Origin of the sequence: Streptomyces sp. SID13031 (assembly GCF_010548305.1) — a bacterium.
In the GTDB taxonomy this organism is placed as follows: domain Bacteria; phylum Actinomycetota; class Actinomycetes; order Propionibacteriales; family Kribbellaceae; genus Kribbella.
The window spans coordinates 19,492-42,851 of sequence record NZ_JAAGLV010000011.1 but is presented as its reverse complement, the minus strand read 5'-3'; the positions used below and the strand labels follow the sequence as shown (position 1 = coordinate 42,851).

Below are 23,360 nucleotides of genomic sequence, written 5' to 3'. Positions count from 1 at the left end.
GCGGAATCGCCCTACAGAGTCTCCCTGCTGACCGAGGCAGGCTTGCAAGTGATGTTCAGCAGTTTGACGCCGAGGTTCAGCCGCCGGGGCGGCGTCCTTCAGCTGAACGCGCGCGCAGTGGACGACAAGATCGCCGTCGGCGACGGCCTGACGCTCGTCCCATCAGTGTCTGCCTAGCAACGAGTGAGATTCGGGCGGGCGCCCAACTGCCTTGTGTACCTGGCGCGGGGTGTCGGAAATCTCTGGGACAGATCACGGCATCTGCCAAAGTGAGCCCGGCGGCCGCCCTGGCGGTTCGCAGCACGGTGCCGAAGTTGCCGCTACTGGCCGCATGCGTGACGGCCGGCATCGTGCTGCGAGCCGGGGCCACGATCTATGCAGGAGCTGCCGTTGGCGATGACACCACGATCGGGCACAACACGCTGCTGCGGACGACCGTCAGGGTCGGCTCCGGCAGTCAGCTCGCGGCGAACCTGACCATCGAGCGCGGCTGTGTCATTGGCGACGGGGTGCGCTGTTCGCCGGGCTCGCATTTGACCGCCGAGTCCCCCACGGCCAGTCCTCGACGACGCTATTCCCGCCCGGGCTGGTCACGGCTGGAAGTGGGACATCGCGATTAGTGCCGCTGAGTACAGCGCGACCAGGTCGGCTGATGCGCCTCCCACCGTGGTGATCGGGAGTGCGATCTGGCGCTGGTTCAAAGCTAAACGACCGGACCTCTACCGCCCGCTCTCCCTAGCTGAGGTCGACCAGCGATGGCAACTTGCGCAGCTTCAGTACGCACGCCGCTGGCGGGGCGAACTGGTGGTGGCCCACGAAGCTGGACACCGCATACCTGAGGAGACACCCAGACTGGTGGCCACAGCCATAACCGCCGTTATAGAGGCTGTCAGGGCTGGAGAACCGCTTCATCTCGACCAGGGCAAGGTCTGCGAGAGTGGCGGGGCGATTCGGCCGGTTTCCGCCATCTACTAACCCCTTTTCGGAGACGAAGTCCCGCGAAGGTCGGCCAAGGCTAGATTAGGGCACAAGCCCGTTGGCGGCCTGATCCGAGACCGAATCCGAGGTTGCATTGCCAACCGTGAGATCTACTCTGGTCTGCGCCATGAAGGATTGCACCGGAGCATCAGCCAGCCTCAGGATCACTGCGGTGCGGAGTTGATCACGTAGCCGCGAGTCGTCAACGTTGTCCATCAACTCAATCGCGCGAGTGGAGTCCCGCTCTGACCTCATGTCCGACCGCAGGTTCAGCGTCTGCAATTCCATGTGCTGCAACGCCTTGTCTCCTTGCTGATGGAATAGAATTCCTATTCCATTGGTGATGATCCCAGACAAGGTGACAATCACTGCAGGCGCGACCGACCCGAGGATTGCCATCGTAATACCACCAACTAGAACCACCAGGCCAACTCCAGAGGAGATCATGCTTGCGACAGAACTCCGCTTGGCCTGCGCCAATCCATGCGCATAGTACTCAATTAGCAACTTGGCGAAGCGCTCTGCGTCCGCCTCGGGGGACTCACGGTGGCGACCCTCCACTTCGCCCGGAACAGAATCTGCAGAGTGAACAGACTCCGGTCCGAGAAGTTCGGTCTGCAACCTGTTGCGCTCAACCGCAACCGACCTGTCCAATCCCTTCCGGAGAAACTGACTTATCGCGGGCAAGCCTCCAGCAGCGCTCGCGGCAGCAATGACAGCAGCTATAGTTATTGGATCCATGAATTCATCCCCCAAAGTGCGCCTGCGGCCCACGCCGCACGGCTACTGAGGTAATCGGCAGGATCTGCCAGTCGTTACAATCCAAAGAGAAATCGCCCAGTCAAAAACTGACCGCAGGCGTCCTGCCCGACCGATGCGACAGCGGTTGGTCGTCGAGTCGGCCAGACTGTCTCACCTACGTCGCTGAGAATCCTGCTTTCCATGGGGCAGCAGCAACGTACGTGGCGAGCACCACGTGGTCACCGCTAGACCGAACGATGAGTTCGAAGTCGTCAACCTCCGACGGCTGGCATCCGTGTCGCTTTACTGCACCGAGCAGGAGGCGATGTAGAGACTCGCTGTCGGCGGGATCAGCCGCCTGCGTGCGAAGCGTCGCAATTGCCACGCCGAGTCGGCGCACTTCAAGGTCGAGCTGCCGCGGTCCGACTTGTCCGCCGGCGTCATCGACGGGCGATCGTTCAGTGTCGTCGGAGTGCGACGCCATCTCGATCGGCACAGCAGTCTGATCAACTGTTTGAGGCGCCACTAGGGTCGGCATCCCGGGTTCAACCCGAACGAGGCCCCACTGGCTGAGCATCTGCACCGCTCGCTGCGCCGTCGACGACGAGATGCCGTGCTCCCGGGCCAGTGGCTTGGCTGACGGGATCGGCAGCCCTACGGGCAAGGTCCCGAGGAGTGATGGTTCCGGCCGCGCGCTGGTCGGCCTCCGTCGTCCACGGCACGTAGTGCTTCATGGTTGTGACGCCGCCGCCGTGACCCAGGCGGCCGGCGGCTGTCCGTATGTCCAGACCAGCCGCGAGCAACTCGGTGGCATTGTAGGTGCGCAGTTTGTGGATCGAAGTATCGATCCCCAGCCGTTCCACCAGTCGGCCGTATCGCTGCGTGGCTGAATCTGGCTTGAGGTGGCCTGCGCCATTAGCGTCGCGAGAGAAGACGAACCCATCTCCTGCGAGCTTGACTCCGAGGGCGGCCGCGCGAGCGACACAACGTTCACGGTGCTCGGATAGGACTAGAACCGTCTCGGGGTCCAGAACGATCCGGCGGTCTTCCTCGTTCTTGGTGTCTTTCTCCCATGTCGTACCTCCGTACTGTCCAATCGCGCGCTGGACATGGAGTACGCCTGTAGCGAGGTCGACGTGGCGCCACCGGGTTCCGCACAGCTCGCCGCGGCGGTTGCCAGTCACCATCGTGAGCCAGATGAGTGTGCCCCGCTCCGGGTCCTTCCAGGCCTCCGTAACGATGCGCGCAGCATCGGCGGCCGACGGCGGCCTCGCGTTCGATTTGGGGCCGCTGGCGGCTCTGCGAAGTCGATGGGACTACCGGACAGCCGTTTCAGGCGAACAGCCCGCCGGAAGGCTCCGCTCAGGATTTGGTGAATGTAGAGGATGCTCGACTCGCTCAGCGGCTTACATGCATGCGGCTTGCATCGCTCGCCGCACTCGTGTTGCTGAGTTGTGCGGTGGTGGATCTGAGGCCGGCCGTCGCAGCGGTCGCGGCAGCGACGTAGCTCTGCGTAGAACGAGTCTGTGATCTCAGCATCGATGGCGCTCACCTTCTGTGCGCCGAGGCACTTGAGGATGTGCTTGTCTGCCTGACTGCGGTAGTTCTTGCGAGTCTTGAAGCCAAGCTTGGCGTCGGCGAGATGGCGCTCGATGAGCTGTTCCACCGTCGCGTTCGTTCGGGGATGCCGGCGCTCGTAGACCTCGTTCCGGAACCGGACGAGGATCTTCTCGGCTTCCTTGTCGGCATCTGACCCGGCCGGGACGGTCTCCCGAAGGTACACACGGTCCTTGGAGATCGGGTCGATCCCGGCGTAGAGCTTGACCCTGAGGGAGCCAGACGGCAGCACCTCGATCTCGCCCGGAGTCCGCTTGGGCCTCGCCTTTTCCTTGGCCATGCGGTGGGTGATAGGACCCACTCGCACCACGACCCGCACCACGCGAGCCAGAAAGACCAAACCCCAGGGCGAGGAAACTGGCCTCTGACCTGGGGGTTCTGGTGGAGCCGCCTATCGGAATCGAACCGATGACCTTCTCACTATCCAAGCGTTCTCGACATAATGCCTGGTCAGAGAGCTGTCCCGCTATGAACCGCCTGGTCAGAGCACGATTGACTGGACCCTTTGGGGCTCAGGTCGGTTCGTCAGGGATCACTGGGGAGCTCTCGCTTTCCGTACTTTGGCGCGTACTTTTTGGCGTGCCGTGGGCGGCTGCGGCACGTACCTAATCGCACCCTTCAGCAGTGGTGGAGGGTGCGATTTGATACGCGGCTTTCTCAAAGTCGCGTCGCTCACACCAACGACTGACCAAGCTGGAGGTGCGCCCGGGTCGGCTTGCCACTACTGGACCCTAGCGCCGCTGGCCAGCGAAGGGACCGTGGTCGACCTCAGCGGACCTCCGCCTCACATGCCGCCTTGACTGGAATGGGCGAGTCTCCGGGTAGCTTCCACTGCTGAGCGCAGGTTCGGAGATGCCCGCTCAACCGATCTGTGGACTACATGGTCTGACGCATAGCGCGTCAGAATCTCATCCAAGCGTTGGTCTACGGTGACTCGGCTGCCAGTTGGCCCAGTGGTCATGTCAGCGCAAGTCAGCGCGTCGAGCAAAACTCGATCAGGTACGCCGAACTCCTCGCGCAGCGGCGGAAGCCCGCGTTCTGAAGCCTCGAACTCCGATCCCGAATGATGTGCCACGAGGCAGTAGATCGTTGAGTCACAATCGGTTCTGTCTCGCAGGTAGCGCGCGCCGTCGACGGGATGGAACCCGGATGTGGCGATCACTGGCGAGTACCCAATATCGTGAAGCCAGGCTGCTGCCTCAAGACTGTTATCCAGACCCCGGAGTGCTGGAGCGAGCTCTCTCGCCGCCTCCGCTACTCCGATCGTGTGAGCCCAGCGACGGGGAAGTGAGTTCTTAGCAGGCCCTGCGCAACAGTCGCCGCCCACGCGACCAACGCCGTCTCAGTCGACATGCGAACGGACGCCGTCCCGGTAGGCATCGATCTGGCGCGTCATCGACGGATGAATATCCAGCTCTGCCAGCTCGTCAAAGGTGAACCAAGCAACATCACTGGCTTCGTCATTGATCGTCGGCTTCCCCGCGACCGGGCGGCCAGTCATCGTTATTTCAAACTCCTGACGCGTCTCACCGTCGTCATATCTGACGATATGGCCCGGATCCGAGAACACGCCAAGGAGCCCAGTAATTTCGGCAGTAACACCGGTCTCCTCCATGCACTCACGGATCGCACATGCACTCGGCGTCTCACCCAGCTCCTGAGCACCACCCGGTAGCGCCCATTGGCCCGTGTCTCGGCGTCGCTGCAAAAGGATTCGACCACGATCATCGACCACAGCCATGTTGCACGCCGGAATCAGCGTATTTGGTTTCGGCGCATCAGGGTCGTTGTAGTACTCAGTTCGCGGCATCTTGAATCCTTCCAGCCTTGGGAACCCACGGAACGGCAGACGCCCAGACGGCTTCGAAACTGTCGCAATAGTGATCAAAGAGACCAGCGGCCATCGGATCCACGCGGCGAAAGTGCAGCAAAGGATTCATACTCGCGGGATGGCCCCAAACGTGCGGATTTGCCAACAGGTTGTCATCGAACCTGAAGATTGAGTTATAGAGGGTCGTCTGGTGCAGACGAACTTCACAGCCTTCAGTTGACACGATAGACCGAAAATACGTCCGCGCCGCGCGGATCTTCGAAGACAGCGTGCCCTCCAAGCCTTCCTCCTCATCTCGTCGCACGACAGCATCACAGTCTGGATCACCAAAACAAATCCGGATTCTGACGCCCACACGGGAGCGCGCCTCGAGAGCGCGACTGATATTTGGCATCTGCGAAAAGAACGTGCCGCTATACACCAGCACATCGATTGCTTCCGTCGATTCATCGATGAGCGTCCGCCAGGCTTGCAACGACATTGCCGCCCGATTTGGATACAGACGAACCAACTCGGACATCGCCTCAATCTTGCGGCGATGCTGCTGCTGGTCGACGATGGCAGGCCAAAGGTAGGTCTCATCGGACCCCAACAGGTTGGCAGCAACCCACCTGTACCGCCTGTGCGGAACGCGGCTCTTGGACAGCCAGCGCTCTACGGTCTTCGGATCCACAGCACACGCCTCAGCAAGCGCCTGCACACTAAGGCCGCGCTGACTCATCACGGTTCGTAGCCGCTCATTCATCCTCTGTATCATTCAGGACGTTCAGGGACTTATCAAGGGCGTCCCGTACGTCCCATGTGTCTCGGGTGAGGTCTTTGCGCGCAGCAGGCCGTAGGGTCGGGATGGTGAGCCAGCTACTGCTGTGGGATGTCGATCACACGCTGATCGAGAATTCGGGCATCAGCAAGGCGATCTATTCTTCAGCCTTCAGTCGATTAGCCAGTCGGCCTCCCATCAATCCGCCGATTACGGCCGGCATGACGGATCGCCTGATCATGCGGAAGATGTTTGTGTCGGACTCGGTGCCTGACCCTGGGTGGCCACGAACCGATGATGCGCTTCAGGCTGCTGGCGCCGAGCTTCAGCCCAAGCTACGTGAGGTCGGCTACGTGCTCCCCGGGGTACGTGAGGTGCTGAAGCAGATCCACACCCGGGCAGAAGTAGTCCAGTCCGTGGTCACCGGAAATATTGCGCAAAATGCAGCGATCAAGCTCGCCGCATTCGCTCTTGAAGGATTTTTCGATATGGCTGCCGGCGCCTACGGCGGAGACAGCGAAGATCGGCACGACCTGGTCCGGCTTGCGAAAGCCCGCGCGGAGCGTCTCTACAACGCGGTTTTCGACGAGAGCAACACAACAGTGATCGGCGACACCCCACGCGACGTAGAAGCCGCCTGCCAAGGCGGCGCGCGGATCGTAGCTGTCGCAACCGGGGTCGACTCCGAATCGGAACTCCGCGCCGCTGGCGCAAACGTCGTCCTCCGGGACCTCTCGGATATCGATCACGCGGTCTCAGTGATTCTGGGCAGATAGCACGGCTCAGCGCCGCAGCTCTGCAGGGTTGACGATCGCCAATCGACGCACCGGTGATTGACGCAACGAAGATCCCGAGGACGTTCTGCGACCTCAGGACGTCCCGACAGCGTCCCTCGCGGTGGTGATGCCGTCCCCCGCGCCTTCCGTACGGTCCTCCACATCAAACAATGCCGAAGGTGTTGGGAGGGGTGCAGGTAATGAAGACCGCCAGGTGTGAGGGCGCGGACAACTTGCCAAAGATGCGAGTTGAAGGCCCGGGCAGTCCCTCCCAGCACAAGGCAAGTAACCCGTTGAGCCAGCGGGCAGACGTACCGGACCCTGCGCCTGCGTCTGCCCGCTGTTCCAGCTGGCGCCGTGAGCCAGACTCGGATCCGCGGCTTGAATGGTCCTCCGAATCGGTCGTCAAACCTTTCTCTGTCACACGTTGGTCCGTCGACCGACACAGCATCCTGAAGACCTATCGCGGAATCGAACCGTACCGTCGACAGCTTGCCGAAGCCGAAGCTCTACAGCTCGCGACTCATTGGGGAATCGCAGTCCCCAAGGTGCGCGCAACCGGCATCCGTGCGGATGAGCCATGGACCATCTTGAGCGTTGTCCCAGGATCCGTGCACCCTGTCCGCACTGGCCAGGCTCTTCGGCGGTACCTGCGACACGCGCGCAACCTGACTGCACGACTTGAGGCCCACGCCGTCGGGCTAACGCCTGGCATCGGCTGGAGCCAACCAGGCAGCGAGATTCCATCGGGAAACCGGCAGTTCATGCTTGGTCAGCTAACTGACCGTTGTCGAACGTACTCTTGGTGGAGCGCCATTCACGAGAGATTGTCGATCGTCGAAGCTGATCCCACCGTTTACCTCCACGGTGATTTGAAGGCCGAACACTTCCTGGTGACGGACAACGAAGTTCATGTCGTCGATTGGGAGGCCTGCAGCCGAGGGCCGGCAGTATGCGACAGCGCGGATGTCGTCTTCCATGTGCTTCGCGACTTGCTCTACGACGGGCATGTCGTCCAACCAATGACGCTCACCTTGCTCAGCCGGCTCAGCACGCCCGGTGCCGTCTTGGCCTGGCGACTGATCCGATGGGCGGATCGCCGCCGCACTGGCGACCTAGCGCTCATCCCATCGCGCCACCTCGATGAACTCAGCCTTGAGGCGAACCCAGTCACAGCCTGTCAGAGGCTCATGCAACTCATCGCCATTTTACGAGCTCGCGGCGTCCCTCGCTGACGCCAGCTCTACGCCACCTTGCGGTACTCCAGTTGACTCTGAGATTGGACCTGATATGCCACGATCCAGTACTGCCTCCGGCCCCGGCCGCATCGTCATCGAGACCGGCACGACTCGACCGGGAACAACCACGATCGTTGAGCGTAAAGGGATCGGTCATCCGGACACGCTCGCCGACCACCTGGCAGAGCGTCTGTCACGCGCTTACAGTCGCTACACCCTGGACCACTTCGGTGCAGTCCTGCACCACAACTTCGACAAACTTGCCCTCCTCGGTGGTGCATGCGAGGTTCGCTACGGCGCTGGTCGAATGACAGCTCCAGTACGGGTCCTCGTTAACGGCCGGGCCGCGCACACGTGCGGGGATGAGGCGATCCCGGTCGCGGAACTGGTCGAAGCCGAAGTCCGGGCATTCTTCGGCGACCGCCTGCCCGAGCTAACGAATCATCTCGACATCGTCTTCAACATCACCAGCAACTCCAGCCCAGGCGCGGTGATCACGGACGGCTCCGTTCCGGACCGTGTCCGGTGGTTCAACCCACGCTCGATCGAAGATCTCCGTGAGAGACGAATCCGGTTGTCGAACGACACCTCGCTGGGGACTGGCTGGGCACCAGAGAACCCCTTCGAATCGTTCGTTCGCGAGCTGGTCAACTACTTCTCGGGACGATCCGAGTTCACGCTTGCCCATCCCTGGTGCGGATCGGACGTGAAACTTATGGGCTACTGCGACGGAGACCTCGCCGACGTCGTCCTCTGCGTACCGCAGAAGTCGAGGTTCGTCAGCAACCGCACCGAGTATGTGAGAAACCTCGAGGTCGTGCGCGAGGAGTGCTACCGGCTAGCCGCAGCACGGCTGCCAGATTCCGAAGTACGTTTCCGCCTCAATGCGCGGGATGTTCCCGATCGTGACGAGTTGTATCTGACACATACCGGCAGCTCGATCGAGTCCGGCGACGAAGGCGTGGTCGGCCGAGGCAATCGTGTGAACGGTCTGATTACCCCGCTCCGGCCGATGAACCTGGAAGGTGCCAACGGCAAGAATCCCGTGTACCACGTGGGAAAGCTCTACAACATCGTTGCCCAACGACTGGCGGAGCGGCTGTCCGACGAGACCGGAGACCACGCAGAAGTGCACCTTGTCAGCTTGACCGGCCAGCGGCTCGATCAGCCCTGGCGTGTCCTGGTACGCCTCACGGACGACACCGCTGACATGGACAAGGTTCGGGCGCTTGTCACTGACGCTCTGGCAAGCTTTCCTGCCGTGACTGACGAGCTGGTGGCCAACGGGATCGTGTTGAGCTGATGAACCTTGGGGAGGTTTCCGAAGGCTGCCGGCGAAGGCTTGTCGGACACTACGGAGCAGCAGCTCTTGAGTGGGTCGAGGAGGCGCCCGGATTGCTCCAAGTCGCGGCTGCTCGGTGGGGTTTGTCGCTGATGAACTACCACGACGCTGGTCACGCGTCAGTTGTGTCGACCGCGGTCGGCCAGCATGGTCGACGACTGATGGTCAAGGCATGGACCGATCCGGCGCGGTATCGACATGAGGTCGCGGCGCTTCGGCACTGGGCTGGTGGACCGGCCGTAGAGGTGATCGAGACAGCGGATGACTTGTGTGCGGCCGCCTTGGAGATGGTCGGCCAGGAACCAGGCGGTCGCGTTCGCCCCGTCGACGAGCTCGCACTGGTAGCGGAGGCGCTGCAGCGCCTGCATACCTTCGGCCGTCAGCAGACTCTTGCTAGCTTCCCACTCCTTACCGACTACATACAGGGCGAGGTGACCCCGCGGGTTTGGAAACGGCTGGGCGATCAGGACCTCGGCCAATGGCGGCCGGTGGCCCAGGCCGGCCTCCATGCTCTACGAGAGGTTGCCGGTGGTCATCCAGAGGGGGCCAGACAAACCCTGCTTCACGGAGATCTCTACCGCGAGAACGTGCTGTTCGCAGACATCCAGCAACCAGTTTTCCTTGACCCGCTGCCGATGCTGGGATCGGAGGCCTTCGACTGGGCCTTCTGGGTCGTGTACTACGAGGTTGAACGCGGTTTCGAAGATCGGTTGGCGCTTGCTCAGCGGATCTCGGGTCTGCCAGTTCAAGCCATCCGTCGGTGGTGCACAGTCCTGTTCCTGGACGGGCTCCTCTATTACCTCGAAACCCACGATCCGAGAGCTTCGTTGCTGGGCGACACGGCCACCGCGTTCGTCCGGAACGACGAGGGGAGAAGCTCGTGGTCAACTTGATCTGTCGCCACGCTCAGACGGACTACAGCGTCCAACACCGCGTAAATGGCGATCCTACTTATTCGATCCTGCTGAATCACGTAGGGCGCCAGACATGCCGTCAGGCACAAGCTTCTTCGCGCTTCTCCGGTGTGCAGGCCTGGATCACCAGTGCGTTCCCACGCACTCGCCAGACCGGCCGGCTCCTCATGGGGCCATCGACCCGCGCACCACTGGTCGAACCGCAGCTCAACGAACTCGACTACGGAGTCTTCGAGGGCACCCCGTTCCTTTCGTATGGGGAGTGGCTCAGCCGACACGGTGCAGATGAGCGGCCCGAAGGAGCAACCGAGTCTCAGCGAGAGGGCATCCTGCGAATGCTCAGCGCGTTGGCCACCATGCCCAACCATCTCGGCGATCGCGTGATAGTCGGCCACGGCCTACTGACATCCGTACTGATCTGGGGCCTCAGCAGCCACCGTCTCGAATCGCTTCCGCTCTTTCTCCCTGAAGCGCCGTACGTCGAACCACTTGCCCTATCTGACGACGAACTGAAGGACCTAGTCACAGCCCTACATGATCGGATCGCGCCATCAGAGCTGCATCGGTGACGTCCGTAGGCAGCGATCGCCGCCTGACTGCTAACTTCGACGGCACATGTCCACTGCAGGAAATGAAGGATTGTCGCCATGCATGATGCTCGTGTTCTCATCGAGATGGGCCCCGAGGCCGTCCGTCGACTGGCCCGTCGGGGTTACAGCCTGGACCTGTCGGTGCTCGAGGACCTGCAGTCTCGGCGGAACCAGAGTATTCATTCGATCGACGAGCTCAGGGCCGAGGCCAAGCGGGTTGCCAGCGAGGTCCAGTCGACGGCACGCGCTGGCGGCGACATTGCGGCTCTCAAGGAGACCGCGCGCAAGCTCAAGGAACAGATCCACGACATCGAGGTCGACCTGGGCGGAGTGCAGGAGGAACTCACGACTCTTCTGCTGAGCATTCCGAACATCCCGGACGACCGAACCCCCGAGGGCGACTCGGACGAGTTCGCGACCGAGGTCAGACGTGTCGGGGCGCAACCTGCCTTCTCATTCATCCCGAAGGACCACGTGGATCTTGGCGAGACGACTGGAATCCTCGACTTCGCCCGGGCCACCAAACTGTCCGGGCCGCGCTTCGCCGTAACCCGAGGAGCAGGTGCAGCGCTCGAACGTGCACTGTCCACGCTTTTTCTCGACCTGCACACCCGTCGCCACGGCTACATCGAGCACTCAGTCCCCTATCTGGTCAGCCGGAAGACCATGACCGGGACCGGTCAGCTGCCGAAGTTCGAGGCAGATCTCTTCAAGACAGGCGTCGCCGACCGCGATCTCTTCCTGATCCCAACGGCGGAGGTCCCGCTCACCAACCTCTACGCCGACGAGATCATCCCGGCCGCGGAACTGCCGGTCGCGATGACAGCCAGTACACCATGCTTCCGATCCGAGGCCGGGTCATACGGACGCGATACTCGCGGCTTGATCCGTCAGCACCAGTTCACCAAGGTCGAAATTGTGCGAATCGTCGAACCTGAACAGGCCGACGCTGAACTGGACAACATGCTCGGCCACGCTGAAGCCTGCCTCAAAGAACTCGGGCTTGCGTACCGGGTCGTCATGCTCGCAGCCGGCGACACCGGTTTCTCGGCTCAACTCACCTACGACATCGAGGTCTGGTTCCCAAGCCAGAACACCTACCGCGAGATCTCCTCCGTCTCCAGCTTCGGAACCTTCCAGGCCCGCCGTGCGAACATCCGTACCCGCGGTGCAGACGGCAAGCCGAAACTGGTTGCCACACTCAACGGCTCCGGGCTCCCCATCGGCCGGACCCTTGCTGCGGTGATCGAGCAGTACCAGCAAGAAGATGGATCGATCCTGCTCCCGCAATCTCTCGTCTCCTATCTCGGCTTCCGCCGCATCGCGGCGGACGGATCACCGGAGGAATAGTGCTTGTCGGCGTCTGCGACTTCCCAAGTGACTACCCGTTTCCACCCGCTGCCTATGGCGGCATCGAGCGCTGGCTCTGGGCGGTTGCTGTTGGGGCCCGAGCCGCAGGCGCCGATGTTCACCTTCTCGGACCAGGCTGGATCCCAGACCTCGACCGGGAATGGACCCGAAAGCCAGTTCGCCTGGAAGGCGTCACTGCCGGCTCACTGGCAGAGCAAGACCTGCGCCGTACGGCGTACGACCTGCTCGTGGTCGGCCACGAATACCCCTCACACCCCGGATGGGTCCGTACCTGGGAGCGAATGGACTGCGACGTGGCTACGTTTCAGCACTCACCGAGCTTCAATCACTCAGCGGACGCCTTCGACGGCAGGCGATCACGTCTCTACTGCTACTCGCCCGAGATGCTCGAACGCTACGAGGACCACCAACCGATAGCCGAACTTGCAGTCCACCTCGGTATCGGCGAGCAGGAGCCCCAGGCAACCACCGGCGACGACTTGGTCTGGCTAGGCAGAATCGACAGCGACAAGGCCCCACACCTTGCCGCCAGAGCTGCCGAACTGCTTGGTCGGCGCATTCGCATCGTTGGCCCAATCTTCGATGAAGATTACGTGCGTGCACACAAACACCTGCTGGGCGCCGACCATGTCGAACTGACCGGCCAGCTGGGCGGGCCCGCAAAGATCGCAGCACTCCAGGCTGGGTCAGTATTCGTCTACACCTACGCACGCCACTACGTCGAGGCGGGCGCCGCAGTCTTCGGCGAGGCCCTGCGTGCCGGCACGCCAGTGGCGGCGCTCAGCTGGCGAGAAGGCACCTGCGCCGACGCAGCCACGTGCGATCAAACGGGGGTCGTCGCAGTCGCCGATCCTGCCGAGGACGATGAGAAGGCAGCTCACCGGCTGGCGGAGGCCATCGTTCAAGCCGAAGAACTTGAACACTCGACGGTTCAGGAGATCGGCCAACAGCGCTTCCATCCCATACGCCACTTCGAAGCGCTGACGTCCGCACAGTGCTGATTCCGGATCCGGTGGGCTGGATCCCCGATTCACTCCGCCGGACTCTCAGCCCCAGATGGACCATTCGTCTCGAAGGCGATCTGCTGATGGCGCGACATAGCGATCGCTCGGACAACTACACGCCGCCACGGCGCTCTCTCACCTTCGCCGACCTGCTCGACGTGCTGGAGTCCAGCTTCGCGATGCACGGCGTACACCGGGCCCACCCCCTGCCGCTTCGTTGGGGACGCGACACCGACCTCACCGTATCCGCAGTCCAGGCACTCGACCCCCTCCTCAAAGATGGCCAGGAAAGGGTCTACCGATCAGGCTTCCTGCCTCAGCCGGTCGTACGCCTCACAGGACAGCGTGACGACCGCGGAGAACTACGCGACGGATTCCTCACCTCGTTCGTCAACGTCTCCCATATCCAGCCGATCAGGCACCGCGACGAGTTCTCAGGAGTCATCGACATCTGGCTCTCCGTCCTCTCCCGACTCAGCCTGCACGCCCGCCACATCACCGTCTACGGTCATCTGAAGACATGGCAGCGCGACCAGGTCCACGGCGTAACGCTGCGCTTCAAGCACCTAGACCTAACCCTGGGAGACATCAATCTCCTCTGGAACGTCAATCAACCCCAACGCATGGCCGTCGACCTCGGCAGCGGCCTCGAGCGCCTCGCCTGGGCGAGATCCCGATCCAACTGGAAGGACCTGGTCTTCGGCCCCTTCGCCAATGCCGCACCACCAGCAACACTCGACGCCATACGCACAGCAACCCTCCTACTCGGCCACGGCATCCGCCCGGGTTCTCGAGGTGCCGCCGGCACAACCCGCCGAATCATTAACACCATCGCGCCCGACTCAGCTCCCCTCGGAGTAGACGCGATGGTCCGCTTCTCACACCTCTACTGGCAAAGGCTGTCGCCCCTCACACTCGAGTGGCCAGCCATCGCGTCAGCAATCGAAGACGAACGGACCCGATAAGTCAGTGCCGCCCGAGATTGAGTCCGATCGCCTGACCGAACCTGTCACCTACTCGTGCAGCAGTCCCCTTCAACTGCTGCCCAGGATCGGTGCACAGATTGGCCGCCACCTCAGCCTGCAACATTTCGCATTCGACTGGCGACTGCTACCGAGGACAAGCCTGTATCTGGGCCCACGCACAGCGAGCGGCGAGATTTCTACGGCGGCGTGTGACAGTCATTTCATGAATCTGGCGCAGACACTGGCCACCCGAGGTAGTGCCGAGCGAGCTCGGTCGGTCGGGTCACTTCCTGAACGCCGCCCGAGGACGTCCACGTCGCGACCAACGTCAGCCCTTCCACCGCAGCCAGCTCCCAGTCATGACTTGCCCCCGGAGTTGGCTCCCACTCGCCGGCCGCCCATGCGGCCGCATCAGCGCTGAACCAGCGGCCGCCAAGAGCAGCTGTCCTAAGCCAGACAGTTCCATCATCTTTGCGAATATAGATGCCCTCCTCGCCATCGCGCCCAAGGAGGTACACCTTCGCCCCCTTGTCCCCTGCAAGCCGAGGAACTGCTGGTCCCTTCGCGAGAAACGGCGCCGCGATGAGGTCATCGCGGCGGTCACTTTTCTTGCGAGTCATACCGCCTCCATCCAGTGAACTCGGGAAGTCCGAGTGTCCCACTACACCCTGACAGGTACCTGGAAGCTTCTGAGCCTCGTATGCTGATAACCATCGTTATCAACAAATCGAGGCCTTGAAGCGCCGAAGTTGCGTATCGTCTGTGGCGTCGGTCCAGAATCCGCAGCACACGAACAGCGACGCCAGATAAGGCTCGCTCCAATGGGCCGAAGCGACTGCGGTGACGATAGATGAGGGGGGATACGCACCATGGCTAGTGGTCTGCCAGACCCCGCGCTCCGCCCCGCGGGGCCGCTGCGCCTCCTGGTGTCGATGTCCGACATCGCGACGTTCGCCCGGGTGAAGCGCCCTGTCGTGTCCACCTGGCGCCGACGCCACCCGGAATTCCCCGCAGCCGTGTCCGAGAACTCCGGGCGGCCACTGTTCGACGGCGTACAGGTAGCTGACTGGCTCATCGCCTCCGACCTCGGCAACGCTGCCCCGCAAGAGCTCCAATCCGAGCTGACCCTTTTCGGCATCATTGCGTTGCGGGAACGTTTCACGCCGTGGCAGCTGGTCGAGACGCTGGGCAGCTTGCTGTGCCTGCGCCGGCTCGACGGCCGGCCACTGGCCGACGATGCGAACGCCTCCTCGCCTGACGCCGAGGCCGACGAGGCCCTTTGGTCCGCGCTGCTGCGCCGAGCCGAACGGATCGACGCCGAGGACGATTTCGTACTCCGCGAGCTTCGCTCGATCGACGCCACAGCGGCCCCGCTCGCCCGGTTCGCCGAGGACCTGGTCGAGTCCGCCTACGACGAGCGCGGCGCGTACGAGTGGCTGCTAAGCGCCCGCTCCCGGCTCGGACTGGACTCGCTCACCGCCGACGCCGTCGCCCCGGAGCTTCGCAACCTACTCACCCAGCTCGCCGACCTCCGCGTCCGCCTTGATCGAGGCGAGTCCCTCACCCTCGCCGACCCGCATGCCCGCGTCGGCGACCTGCTCGCCGCACTCCTCGACAACACGGAGGACCGCGGCCGCGTCACCGTACTCGCCGCCGACCCCGACTACCGGCTCACGCGCATCACCCGCCGTCGGCTCCTGCTGGCGGGCGTCGGCGAACTCGACCTTGACGTCCAGACCGGCACCGACCTGGAGGAACGCTTCGCCGATCCCGACCTCATTGTCACCCAGCTCCCCTACCATCCCGGCGAAGACCGCTCGGTAGTCGTCGCTCTGACGCAGCTCGAACGCGTCGCCTACCTCCTTCGCCCGGGCTGCACGGCTCTCGTCCTCGGACCGGCTGACGCACTCGTCGACGAGTTGAAGAGCACCGAAGCCGCCCAGCTCCGCTCAGCCCTCCTCCGCGAGAACATCGTCGAGTCGGTCATCGCGCTTCCCGGCGGGGTCCTACCCTTCCGCCCCGGCTACCGCCCCGCGCTGTGGACGCTCACCCGCGGTCCCGTCCGGCAGGCGGAGGGCCTGGTCTTGCTGGCTGACATCAGCTCGGAACAACTCACATCGGGTGTGCGCATGCGGCTCGCCGAGGACGTCCTCCTCTGGCGCACTGAAGGCTTCCGAGGACTCAACGGTCACGACCCACGCTACGGCCGCGTGGTCCCCGTCGCCGACCTGGACAAGGCTTTCGGCGGTTCCCTGGCTCCACCTGCGCCGCCCGCCTCCGCGATCTGGTCCGACAAGGTCACCGAACGCCCCGCGCTAATCGCCGAGGCCGAGGCCCTCCTGGAGCGCGCAACAGCGGACACCCGCAGGTACGAGGACGAGCGGGGCCCCTACCGAGGGGCCGTAATGCGCAGGGTCGGTCGCCCACCCATAGGCACTACCCTCGGCAAGCTGATCACCGCACGCAAGGTGACCCGACTGCCCGGCCACCGTATCGACAATAAGCACCTCACCCATGACGGCCACCACACCGTCCTGGGTCCCGAGGAAATCATCGGCGAAAGAACCGTGGGTGAGCGCCGCATCGACCGCCTGCTGCTGGCGACGGCGTACGAACGAGCAGCGCTCACGGAGCCCGGAGACATCGTCTACACCCTCGCCCCCCGCCTCGGCGTGTACGTCGACCACGACGGTTTCTCACTTGTCGCATTCCCGGCCCGCGTTCTCCGCGTCAACGCCAGCGCCACCCGCGCGCTCACCCCCCGGGTTCTCGCAGCCCTGCTCGGCGCGGCCCGTGGCACCGCCCGCAGCCCCAGCGCCGTACGTCCGGTCCGCCGTATTGAGGAGTACCAGCTCCCGGACCTCGACCCGGACGAGGTCCTGCGCTTTGAAGCCCTGCTGGCCGAAACCGAGCGCCGGAAACGCCTGCTGCAAGCCCAGGCCGACGCGCTCGCTGAGGCCCATCGCCTGACGATCGCGGGCCTGGCCGACGGCACTCTCATCCTCGGCGAGACCCGAACCATCAACCCTACGTAGCCGAATCCACTGTATGGAACCCATCCACCGGAAGAAGGAACAATGCCACCCCGCAAGAAAGCCGCGGCAGCCGTCGGCCAGGGCGAACTGCTCAATGTCTCAAGCCCCAAGGAGATCCAGGACATCCTGTGGAAGGCCGCGGACAAGCTCCGCGGCTCCATGGATGCCGCCCAGTACAAGGAGTTCGTGCTCGGCCTGGTCTTCCTGAAGTACGTCTCCGACGCCTTCACCGAACGCCGCGAGGAACTGGCCGCCGACCCCGAGCTGGCCCGGATCCCCGAGCACCGCCGGGCGGCCTTCTTGGAGGAGAAGGACGAGTACACGGAGAAGAACGTCTTCTGGGTGCCCCCGGCCGCCCGCTGGGACCACATCTCCGAGAACGCGGCCAGCGCGGAGGGCGGCGTCGGCAAGCTCCTCGACGAGGCCATGGACGACGTAATGAAGGCCAACAAGACCCTTACCGGCGTCCTCCCGAAGATCTTCAACCGCGACAACGTCGACCAGAAGCGCCTGAAGGAACTCGTCGACCTCATCAGCGACGCGCGCTTCACCGGCCACGGCGACCGCCCGGCGCAGGATTTGCTGGGCGAGACGTACGAATACTTCCTGGAGAAGTTCGCCCGTGCCGAGGGCAAGCGAGCCGGCGAGTTCTACACGCCGGCGAGCGTGGTCCGCCTGCTCGTTGAGGTGCTGGAACCGTACGAGGGACGGGTGTACGACCCGGCGTGCGGCTCGGGCGGCATGTTCGTCCAGAGCGGCAAGTTCGTCGAACGGCGCAAGGGCAAGGACCACACGCACGACATCGCGGTCTACGGTCAGGAGGCCAACGAGCGCACCTGGCGCCTGGCGAAGATGAACCTTGCCATTCACGGCATGGACCCGAAGGGCGTCGGCGACCGCTGGGCAGACACCTTCGCGGATGACAAGCTGCCAGATCTGAAGGCCGACTTCGTGATGGCCAACCCACCGTTCAACATGTCCGACTGGGCGCGGAAGTCGGACGACAGGCGATGGCGGTACGGGACCCCTCCTCAATCGAACGCAAACTACGCATGGCTCCAACACATCGCGTCGAAGCTGGGTGACCGGGGCAGCGCGGGCGTGGTCCTGTCGAACGGCTCGATGTCATCGAAGCAGTCGGGCGAGGGCGAGATCCGCGCGGCAATGGTCGAGGCGGACCTGGTCTCCTGCATGATCGCCCTGCCGGCCAACCTGTTCCGCACGACGGCAATTTCGGCGTGCTTGTGGTTCCTGACCAAGGATAAGTCGCCACAGGGGGTGCAGGCTTTCAATGACAGGCGAAGTCGAGTGCTGTTTATCGACGCCCGGTCGCTGGGCACGATGATTGATCGCACGGAGCGAGTCTTTGATGACAATGACTTGGAAAAGATCTCCGATGCCTACCACGCGTGGCGGGGCACCAAGTCCGCCAAAGACAAGGGGCTGACGTACGAAGACGTTCCGGGGTTCTGCTACAGCGCGACGCTGGAGGATATCGAGAAGCACGACTACATGCTGGCTCCGGGCTTGTACGTCGGAGCGGCACTGGCGGATGAGGACCCAGACGCCGAGTCGGTGGAGGAGCGGATTGCGCGGCTGACGCAGGAGCTATTCACGCAACTGGATGAGTCGGCGCGACTGGATGCGGTTGTGCGGGAGCAGTTGGGGAGGATCAATGACTGAGTGGCCCACCCTGCCGCTAGGAGAACTCTGCGACCGCAGTCGTGGCATCACCTATGGAATCGTTAAGGTTGGCGACTTTGTTGCGGGCGGCGTCCCTGTGATCCGAGGCGGCGACATCCGGAATAATAGGATTGTCTTCAATGACGAGAAGCGCGTGACCCAAGAAGTGAGTGACGGATTCTCTCGAACCATTCTTCACGGTGGCGAACTAGTGATCAATCTGATTGCGGAGCCTGGCCATTCGGCAATCGTTCCAACTGAAATGGCAGGCTTCAACGTCTCCCGCGATGTTGCTGTCATCGCACTCGGAGATTCCGTCAGCCACAGCTTCGTCAACTGGTACCTGAAGTCTCCTGCGGCTGTGGAATGGCTGACGGCGCGACTTCGTGGGAGTGTGACACAAAAGATCAACCTTGGCGTACTGCGGGAGATTCCTGTGCCGATGCCTGAGCGGAGTTATCAAGAGCGAATTGCGGCCACACTGGGAGCTATGGATGACAAAATCACGGCCAATAGGCATTTCTCGGCCACTGCGGATTCACTGATCTCTGCCCGGTATGAGGGCGCACACAGAGAAGTTTCAGAGGAATTCCGACAAGAAAAGCTCTCTAGTGCGGCGGAGTTCATTAACGGGCGCGCCTTCACGAAGGATGCAACCGGCACAGGTCGCATGGTCGCTCGAATTGCAGAACTCAATTCCGGCCCTGGAAGCTCGACCGTCTACAACGATATTGAGGTGCCTGACAAGCATCTCGTGCGTCCTGGCGACCTACTTTTTGCCTGGTCGGGCTCCCTCACCATTGCTCGCTGGTACCGACCCGAGGCCATCATCAATCAGCACATCTTCAAGGTTGTGCCGAAGGACGATCGCCCTACGTGGCTTGTTGCAGAGCTCCTCCGTCTGAAGCTCGACGAGTTCCGAGCGATTGCCGCTGACAAAGCAACCACGATGGGTCATATCCAGCGCCGTCACCTTGACGAGCTGGTTTTGACTCCAAGTATCGCCATGGCGCAGAAGCTCGATTCTCAGCTCGGGCCCATTTGGGATAGGGCTCTCGCGGCAGAGCAGGAGTCGCTCACTCTAACTGCACTCCGAGACACCCTCCTCCCCCAACTAATGTCCGGCAAGCTCCGAGTTCGTAACGCCGAGAAGATCGTGGAGGACGCCGTATGACCACCGAAAGCGGCAACGAGCCCACTCACACTCCTGCCCACCTCGATGCCAAAATGACCGAGTCCACCTGGGAGCACCTGGCCCTGGACGAACTCGCTCAACTCGCGTGGGAAACCAGGCCCGGAAGAGACCTCGCCCCCGGCACCGGTCACCGCCGCGACTGGGACGACCTGATCCTCCACGACGAACTCCAGGCGGCCATTGAGAAGCTGAACCCGGAGTTGACCTCGACCGCCGTCCACGAGGCGATGCGTATCGCGACCGATCCGACATCCCGCGAGGCCTACCCGGAGAACAAGCAGGCCCATGAGTATCTAACGGCCGGCGTTCGCCTGACCTACACCGACGAGTTCGGCGCCGAGCAGACCCCGACCGTCCGTCTCGTCGACTTCGCGGACCCCGACATGAACAGCTACCTCGCTGTCAACCAGGTCACGGTCAGGGATACCGACGGCAGTCATCGCCGCTTCGACATCGTCCTGTACGTCAACGGTCTGCCCCTGGCTGTCATCGAGCTGAAGAGCGCGTCCGACGAGAACGCGACCCTCAAGTCGGCGCACGCGCAACTCCAGACGTATGTCGCGGAATTCCCGATCGCGTTCCGCTACAACATCCTGTGCCTGGTCTCGGACGGCATAACCGCCAAGTACGGCACACTGTTCACGCCATACGAGCACTTCGCGCCCTGGAACGTTGACCATGAAGGTGAACGCGTCGACACCAACGAGCCCGGCTACGACGGCCTCGAGGCACTGAACCTGGCCCTGCACGGTCTCTTCACGCAGGACCGGTTCCTCTTGCTCAGCCGCAACTTCGTCAATTTCCCCCCGCCCACACCCGGCGAGCCTCTCTCCGGCAAGCGCATCGCGAAGCCGCACCAGTACTTCGCGGTGAACAAGGCGGTGGACGCCGTCGTCGAGGCGTCACGGACGAACGGCCAGGCCGGTGTCGTCTGGCACACACAGGGCGCGGGCAAGTCGGAGGAGATGGTGGAGACGGCGGCCCTAGTCGCTCGTCACCCGGCCCTTAACAACCCCACCATTGTCGTCATCACCGACCGCAATGACCTAGACGACCAGCTCTACGACACCTTTCTCGACAGCGAGACTTTGCTCGGCCAGAAGGCCCATCAGGTCGACTCGCGCGAGGAGTTGCGCACCGAGCTGACGCGGCGCAACGTCGGCGGGATCATCTTCACTACCCTCCAGAAGTTCGGCCTGAGCAAGGAGGAGAAGGACGCCGGCAAGTCCCACCCTCTCCTCTCCGAGCGGCGCAACATATTGGTGATCGTCGACGAGGCCCACCGCTCGCACTACGACAGCCTTGACGGCTACGCCCGTCATCTGCGGGATGCCCTACCGCATGCCACCTTGCTTGCCTTCACCGGTACGCCGATCTCGAAGGCTGAGGCCGACACTCGTGCAGTCTTCGGCGAGTACATCGACATTTACGACCTGAAGCGCGCCGTCGATGACGGGGCGACGGTCCGGGTGTTCCACGAGCCACGTGTCATCGAGGTCGATCTACCCAAGGACGTCGACCCGAACACGCTCGACGAGCAAGCGAACACCCTCACCGAGGGCATGGACGACGCCGAGCGCCGCCGCGCCATCCAGTACGCGACAACAATGAACACCATCTACGGTGCGCCCGACCGCCTAGCGAAGCTCGCCGACGACCTGATCGCGCACTGGGAGCAGCGCCGTGACCTGGTCAAGCCCGACATCGGTGCCCCCGGCAAGGCCATGGTTGTGTGCGCGACTCGCGAGATCTGCGTACGGGTGTTCGATGCGCTAGCCGAGCGGCGCCCAGTCTGGGTCAGTGACGAGGTCGGCAAGGGGGTCATGAAGATCGTCTTCCACGGCGACCGCTCCGATCCCGAGCACTTGCGCAAACACTCGCTGCGCAAGTCCCAGCAGAAGATCGTCCAGAAGCGCGCAAAGGACCCCGACGACGAGCTGGAACTGCTCATCGTCCACTCGATGCTGCTCACCGGCTACGACGCCCCGCCGATCCACACTCTGTACATGGACCGCCCGATGCAGGGCGCCAACCTGATGCAGGCGCTCGCTCGGGTCAACCGTCGTTTCCGCGGCAAGCAGGATGGCCTGCTCGTCGGCTACGCGCCTCTCACCGACAACCTCACCAAGGCCCTGCGTGAGTACTCGGACCAGGACCGCAAGGACCAGACTCTCGGCGCGGACATCGAACGGGCCGTCACCGAGGTCAAGAACGAGCTAGCCACGATCAAGGGCCTGCTAGCTGGGAGTCGTTGGAAGGTATGGCTCGGCGACAGCGGCCGCCCTGACTCCCGCAGGCGGGCGCTGCGCCTAACCGCTGACTTCTTGCGCAACCCGAAGACCCCGGGGAACAAGGTCGACCCTCCCAGCAAGCCGCTCTCCGTCCGCTTCAAGGACAGTGCCGCTCGGCTGGACCGCTTCTACCGTGTCTGCGCGATGAGCAAGGAGATCGCCGAACGCTGCGAAGACATGGATGACTGGCGTCGTGACATCTCATTCTTCAGCGAGGTCAGGGCCTGGATGATCAAGCTCGACGCTGCCCAGCGTGAGGCTAACGGAGATCCGCTCAGCGCCGAGGTCCAGCGCTACCTGCAAGCCCTCGCGGCCTCAATCGTCGACGCCGACGAGATCACTGACCTGTACGTAGAGGCCGGGATTGGACGGCTCGACATCACCCGCATCAACGAGGCGCAGCTGCGCAAGCTGGAGAACTCCGAGACTCCGCACCTCGTGACCGAGGCCCTGCGCCGCATGATCCAGCAGAAGATGCGTGAGGTGACCAAGCACAACGTCGTCCGCAACGAGAGCTTTACCGAGCGCCTCAACGACCTGATGAAGCGGTACATGCTCCAGCAGCTCACTAGCGCCCAGGTCATCGCCGAACTCGCCGCTCTCGCGCGGGAAGTATCCGAGGAGGCCCGCCGTGGTGAGCGGTTCGACCCGCCGCTGACCCACGCCGAACTGGCCTTCTACGACGCCGTCGCACACCGCGACATGGCCGAGGTGATGGAGGGCGGTGACGACACCCTTGCCAAGATCGCCCGTGCCTTAGTCAAGGACATCCAGAAGAACCTCTCCGTTGACTGGCTCTCCCGCGAACCCGTCCGGGCGAAGCTCCGTACCCGCATCCGCCGCGTGCTGGCGATGTTCGACTACCCGCCGGAGGAGGAGCGTGAGGCGGTCGACCTGGTACTCAAGCAGATGGAGATCATTGCCGCCCTCTGGGCACCCGCGGCAAAGCAGGGCTAGCGCAGGAGGTACTGCGATTGCGGAAGAACATCCTGAGGGTCGGTGACCCTACGCCGACCCTCAGGTCACGCG

At 63.0% G+C, this 23,360-nt stretch carries 20 protein-coding genes; 14 read left to right on the top strand and 6 right to left on the bottom strand.

Annotation, left to right across the window (positions count from 1 at the left end):
* The first annotated feature begins 51 nt into the window (after positions 1-51).
* Both G3I17_RS41710 and G3I17_RS39955 read left to right on the top strand, forming a co-directional pair.
* The gene (locus G3I17_RS41710; RefSeq protein WP_275402516.1) at positions 52-177 is read left to right on the top strand and encodes a hypothetical protein; all 126 of its coding nucleotides are present in this window, start codon (positions 52-54) and stop codon (positions 175-177) included.
* 92 nt (positions 178-269) lie between these two features.
* On the top strand, positions 270-620 hold the full coding sequence (locus G3I17_RS39955; RefSeq protein WP_203590595.1) for a hypothetical protein: 351 nt from the start codon (positions 270-272) through the stop codon (positions 618-620).
* A 400-nt stretch (positions 621-1,020) separates the two neighbouring features.
* Here G3I17_RS39955 and G3I17_RS22055 read toward each other — a convergent pair whose 3' ends face one another.
* The 6 genes from G3I17_RS22055 to G3I17_RS22035 form a co-directional block, all read right to left on the bottom strand.
* The gene (locus tag G3I17_RS22055) at positions 1,021-1,599 is read right to left on the bottom strand and encodes a hypothetical protein (RefSeq protein WP_164599277.1); all 579 of its coding nucleotides are present in this window, start codon (positions 1,597-1,599) and stop codon (positions 1,021-1,023) included.
* Positions 1,600-2,264: 665 nt separating this feature from the next.
* The gene (locus tag G3I17_RS39945) at positions 2,265-2,906 is read right to left on the bottom strand and encodes a site-specific integrase (RefSeq protein ID WP_203590593.1); all 642 of its coding nucleotides are present in this window, start codon (positions 2,904-2,906) and stop codon (positions 2,265-2,267) included.
* Positions 2,900-3,616, bottom strand: coding sequence for a hypothetical protein (locus G3I17_RS39940; protein ID WP_203590592.1), 717 nt, complete (start codon positions 3,614-3,616; stop codon positions 2,900-2,902). Before G3I17_RS39940 ends, G3I17_RS39945 begins: the two co-directional genes overlap by 7 nt.
* A 504-nt stretch (positions 3,617-4,120) precedes the next feature.
* Positions 4,121-4,663, bottom strand: coding sequence for an HD domain-containing protein (locus tag G3I17_RS22045; RefSeq protein ID WP_343238374.1), 543 nt, complete (start codon positions 4,661-4,663; stop codon positions 4,121-4,123).
* Positions 4,664-4,678: 15 nt separating this feature from the next.
* Complete coding sequence (locus G3I17_RS22040; protein WP_164599275.1) at positions 4,679-5,146, bottom strand: NUDIX domain-containing protein; 468 nt, start codon at positions 5,144-5,146, stop codon at positions 4,679-4,681.
* On the bottom strand, positions 5,133-5,912 hold the full coding sequence (locus G3I17_RS22035) for a helix-turn-helix transcriptional regulator (protein WP_164599273.1): 780 nt from the start codon (positions 5,910-5,912) through the stop codon (positions 5,133-5,135). The genes G3I17_RS22040 and G3I17_RS22035 overlap by 14 nt, the downstream gene beginning before the upstream one ends.
* A 104-nt stretch (positions 5,913-6,016) precedes the next feature.
* Between G3I17_RS22035 and G3I17_RS22030 the strand changes: the two genes are divergently transcribed.
* From G3I17_RS22030 to G3I17_RS21975, 12 genes are all read left to right on the top strand, one after another.
* Positions 6,017-6,703 carry an HAD hydrolase-like protein gene (locus G3I17_RS22030; RefSeq protein WP_164599271.1) on the top strand — a complete coding sequence of 229 codons (687 nt, stop codon included), beginning with the start codon at positions 6,017-6,019 and terminating at the stop codon, positions 6,701-6,703.
* 170 nt (positions 6,704-6,873) lie between these two features.
* Positions 6,874-7,938, top strand: coding sequence for an aminoglycoside phosphotransferase family protein (locus G3I17_RS22025; protein ID WP_343238373.1), 1,065 nt, complete (start codon positions 6,874-6,876; stop codon positions 7,936-7,938).
* Between the two features lie 55 nt (positions 7,939-7,993).
* A complete protein-coding gene (locus G3I17_RS22020; RefSeq protein WP_164599268.1) occupies positions 7,994-9,244 on the top strand; it encodes a methionine adenosyltransferase in 1,251 nt (416 codons plus the stop codon).
* The gene (locus tag G3I17_RS22015; protein ID WP_164599266.1) at positions 9,244-10,176 is read left to right on the top strand and encodes an aminoglycoside phosphotransferase family protein; all 933 of its coding nucleotides are present in this window, start codon (positions 9,244-9,246) and stop codon (positions 10,174-10,176) included. The genes G3I17_RS22020 and G3I17_RS22015 overlap by 1 nt, the downstream gene beginning before the upstream one ends.
* Positions 10,164-10,766 (top strand): histidine phosphatase family protein, encoded by a 603-nt coding sequence (locus tag G3I17_RS22010; protein ID WP_164599264.1) that lies wholly within the window; start codon positions 10,164-10,166, stop codon positions 10,764-10,766. Before G3I17_RS22015 ends, G3I17_RS22010 begins: the two co-directional genes overlap by 13 nt.
* 78 nt (positions 10,767-10,844) lie before the next feature.
* Positions 10,845-12,137, top strand: a complete 1,293-nt coding sequence (gene serS / locus G3I17_RS22005) for a serine--tRNA ligase (RefSeq protein ID WP_164599262.1) — start codon at positions 10,845-10,847, stop codon at positions 12,135-12,137.
* Positions 12,137-13,159, top strand: coding sequence for a glycosyltransferase (locus tag G3I17_RS42185; RefSeq protein WP_164599260.1), 1,023 nt, complete (start codon positions 12,137-12,139; stop codon positions 13,157-13,159). Before serS ends, G3I17_RS42185 begins: the two co-directional genes overlap by 1 nt.
* Positions 13,160-13,170: 11 nt before the next feature.
* The gene (locus tag G3I17_RS21995; protein WP_239062778.1) at positions 13,171-14,127 is read left to right on the top strand and encodes a hypothetical protein; all 957 of its coding nucleotides are present in this window, start codon (positions 13,171-13,173) and stop codon (positions 14,125-14,127) included.
* Positions 14,128-14,996: 869 nt separating this feature from the next.
* A complete protein-coding gene (locus tag G3I17_RS21990; protein WP_203590590.1) occupies positions 14,997-17,162 on the top strand; it encodes a hypothetical protein in 2,166 nt (721 codons plus the stop codon).
* Positions 17,163-17,204: 42 nt separating this feature from the next.
* On the top strand, positions 17,205-18,845 hold the full coding sequence (locus G3I17_RS21985) for a class I SAM-dependent DNA methyltransferase (RefSeq protein WP_164599258.1): 1,641 nt from the start codon (positions 17,205-17,207) through the stop codon (positions 18,843-18,845).
* Positions 18,838-20,019 carry a restriction endonuclease subunit S gene (locus tag G3I17_RS21980; protein ID WP_164599256.1) on the top strand — a complete coding sequence of 394 codons (1,182 nt, stop codon included), beginning with the start codon at positions 18,838-18,840 and terminating at the stop codon, positions 20,017-20,019. The genes G3I17_RS21985 and G3I17_RS21980 overlap by 8 nt, the downstream gene beginning before the upstream one ends.
* Positions 20,016-23,288, top strand: a complete 3,273-nt coding sequence (locus G3I17_RS21975; RefSeq protein WP_164599254.1) for a type I restriction endonuclease subunit R — start codon at positions 20,016-20,018, stop codon at positions 23,286-23,288. The genes G3I17_RS21980 and G3I17_RS21975 overlap by 4 nt, the downstream gene beginning before the upstream one ends.
* Positions 23,289-23,360: the final 72 nt, after the last annotated feature.

Bases quoted from the DNA above. Each gene is read 5' to 3' on its own strand.
- G3I17_RS22020 (WP_164599268.1), top strand. From the start codon at position 7,994: ATGCCACGATCCAGTACTGCCTCCGGCCCCGGCCGCATCGTCATCGAG.
- G3I17_RS22015 (WP_164599266.1), top strand. From the start codon at position 9,244: ATGAACCTTGGGGAGGTTTCCGAAGGCTGCCGGCGAAGGCTTGTCGGA.
- G3I17_RS22035 (WP_164599273.1), bottom strand. From the start codon at position 5,912: ATGAATGAGCGGCTACGAACCGTGATGAGTCAGCGCGGCCTTAGTGTG.
- serS (WP_164599262.1), top strand. From the start codon at position 10,845: ATGCATGATGCTCGTGTTCTCATCGAGATGGGCCCCGAGGCCGTCCGT.
- G3I17_RS39945 (WP_203590593.1), bottom strand. From the start codon at position 2,906: ATGGTGACTGGCAACCGCCGCGGCGAGCTGTGCGGAACCCGGTGGCGC.
- G3I17_RS21985 (WP_164599258.1), top strand. From the start codon at position 17,205: ATGCCACCCCGCAAGAAAGCCGCGGCAGCCGTCGGCCAGGGCGAACTG.
- G3I17_RS22025 (WP_343238373.1), top strand. From the start codon at position 6,874: ATGCCGAAGGTGTTGGGAGGGGTGCAGGTAATGAAGACCGCCAGGTGT.
- G3I17_RS39940 (WP_203590592.1), bottom strand. From the start codon at position 3,616: ATGGCCAAGGAAAAGGCGAGGCCCAAGCGGACTCCGGGCGAGATCGAG.
- G3I17_RS41710 (WP_275402516.1), top strand. From the start codon at position 52: ATGTTCAGCAGTTTGACGCCGAGGTTCAGCCGCCGGGGCGGCGTCCTT.
- G3I17_RS22040 (WP_164599275.1), bottom strand. From the start codon at position 5,146: ATGCCGCGAACTGAGTACTACAACGACCCTGATGCGCCGAAACCAAAT.
- G3I17_RS21975 (WP_164599254.1), top strand. From the start codon at position 20,016: ATGACCACCGAAAGCGGCAACGAGCCCACTCACACTCCTGCCCACCTC.
- G3I17_RS21990 (WP_203590590.1), top strand. From the start codon at position 14,997: ATGGCTAGTGGTCTGCCAGACCCCGCGCTCCGCCCCGCGGGGCCGCTG.
- G3I17_RS21980 (WP_164599256.1), top strand. From the start codon at position 18,838: ATGACTGAGTGGCCCACCCTGCCGCTAGGAGAACTCTGCGACCGCAGT.